General features: G+C 52.0%; 1 protein-coding gene and 1 pseudogene. Both read right to left on the bottom strand.

All coding sequences use genetic code 11. The features are described from left to right. Window positions 1-1,979 (bottom strand): DNA helicase Rep (gene rep / locus ACTHUM_RS11755; protein ID WP_440402947.1); only part of this gene is annotated, 1,979 nt, incomplete at its 3' end. Window positions 1,980-2,069: 90 nt separating this feature from the next. Next, window positions 2,070-2,296, bottom strand: a pseudogene (locus ACTHUM_RS11750) (dihydroorotate oxidase); the annotation flags it as partial.

The raw sequence follows: 2,296 nt of genomic DNA, 5'->3' as shown, positions 1-2,296 counted from the left end.
AACATATCCAGCAATCCTGCTAAATTACTTTTTCCCTCTTCCTTGCTCACAATCGGCTCGCCGCCTTTGCGGCCTAGGATTTTGATGTCTTCCTGCGGCATTTCGTCTATAAAGCGGCTCGGCTCGGGGAACTGCCATGTGCCTTGCTTTTTGCGTTTGAGGCAGTGGGTCAGCGTAAGTTGGCGTTTGGCGCGGGTAATGCCGACGTACATCAGGCGACGTTCTTCTTCGACGTTTTCTTCTTCGATGCTGTCGTTGTGCGGCAGGATGCCCTCTTCGCAGCCGACGAGGAAAACGTAGGGGTATTCCAAGCCTTTGGAGGCGTGTAGGGTCGAGAGTTTGACGGCATCGACTTCTTCTTCGCTTTTGCCTTCCAAGAGCGTCATTAGGGCGACGGTTTGGGCAAGTTCGATGATGTTTTTGCCGTCTTGTTCGCCTTTGCGCTCCAACCAGCCGGTCAGGTCGCTCACGTTGCGCCATTTGATTTCGCCAGCTTTACCCTCTTCACTGGCAAGCAGGTGGTTTTCGTAGTCGATTTCTTTGAGCAGGCCGTTGATGAGTTCGCCTGCTTCGCTGGTTTCGGCTTTGGTGCGGTAGTTTTCAATCATATCCATGAAGGCTTGCAGGTGTTGGCGGTTGGTATGGTTCAATAGGGCAAGCGCTTCTTCGGTTTGCGCGGCTTCATATAGGCTGCATTCGTGTTCGTGCGCGTAGGTGTTGAGCTTGCCCAATGTAACGTCGCCGATGCCGCGTTTAGGCGTGGTCACGGCGCGCAGGAAGGCGGGATCGTCGTTGGGGTTGGCAAGCAGGCGCAAATAGGACAAAACGTCTTTGATTTCGGCTTTGTCGAAAAAGCTTTGTCCTCCGGAGAGTTGGTAGGGAACACGCGCGCTGCGCAAGGATTCTTCAAAAATCCGCGCCTGATGGTTGCCGCGGTATAACACGGCGAAATCGGCGTATTGGGTTTTGTCGCCGCCGACCAGCTTCTGTTTGACGATTTGGCTGACGACCCAGTCGGCTTCGTGCTGCTCGCTTTGGCAGGCAACGACTTTGACGATTTCGCCTTCGCCGAACTGCGACCAAAGTTTTTTGGTAAAGAGTTTGGGGTTGTTTTCGATGACTTTGTTGGCGATTTTGAGAATCCGCGCGGTGGAGCGGTAGTTTTGCTCCAGCTTGATGACCTTCATCTGCGGATAGTCTTCCTGCATTTTACGCAGGTTTTCCATGTTTGCGCCGCGCCATGCGTAGATGGACTGGTCGTCGTCGCCGACGGCGGTAAACATGCCTTCCGCGCCGGTCAAGAGCTTCATCAGGGTAAATTGGCAGGTGTTGGTGTCCTGGCATTCGTCAACCAGCAGATAACGCAGCCGCCGCTGCCATTTGTTGCGCACTTCGCTGTTTTGCTGCAAGAGTACGGCTGGTAGGCGGATTAAGTCGTCGAAGTCCACTGCCTGATAGCTTTGCAGGGTTTCCTGATAACTCGCATAGACGTGCGCTGTTTGTTGTTCCCACACATTAGCGGCCGTCTGAACTACTTCTTCAGGCGTTTTTAAATCGTTTTTCCAAAGGGAAATTTGATGTTGCGCTTTGAATATGGCTTCTTTGCCCGTACCGCCCAAAAGCTCGCCGATTATTTTGGCGCTGTCGGTAGAGTCGAGGATGGAAAAGTTTTTTTTGTAACCGATTTGATCGGCTTCTTCGCGCAAAATCTTCATACCCAAAGAGTGGAAGGTGCAAATCGTCAGCCCGCGCGTTTGCGACTTAGGCAACATTTTGGAGACGCGCTCCTGCATTTCCGTAGCTGCTTTATTGGTAAAGGTAATCGCGGCGACGGTATGCGGCAGATAGCCGACATTGACAATCAAATGCTTGATTTTTTGCGTAATCACACCGGTTTTTCCGCTGCCTGCACCGGCAAGGACGAGCAGGGGGCCGCCTAGATATTTGACCGCGGCTTGCTGTTGGGGGTTGAGTTTCATTGAAGGGGAAGACGGGTAATGTGGGGAGCAATTATACAACAAGGCCGTCTGAAATTTTCAGACGGCCTTGGGCGTTTTTTAGAGTAAACCTTATGCAAAATATTTCAATTTGCCTTTGAAGTCTTCCAGCTTCTCATAGCCTTTTTGCACCATGATGGCTTTTAATTCAAGGGAAACCCGTTCAAAAATGTCTACGCCTTGCTGGTGTAGCGCCGTGCCGATCTGCACCATGCTTGCGCCGCACAAGATGTGTTCAAACGCATCACGGCCGCTGTAAACGCCGCCCGTTCCGATAACTTGGATAGACGGATCTAGTC

This window comes from Neisseria sp. P0021.S006, from assembly GCF_051956895.1.
The sequence above is the reverse complement of the archived record's forward strand: the minus strand, read 5'-3'. Positions and strand labels throughout refer to the sequence as shown.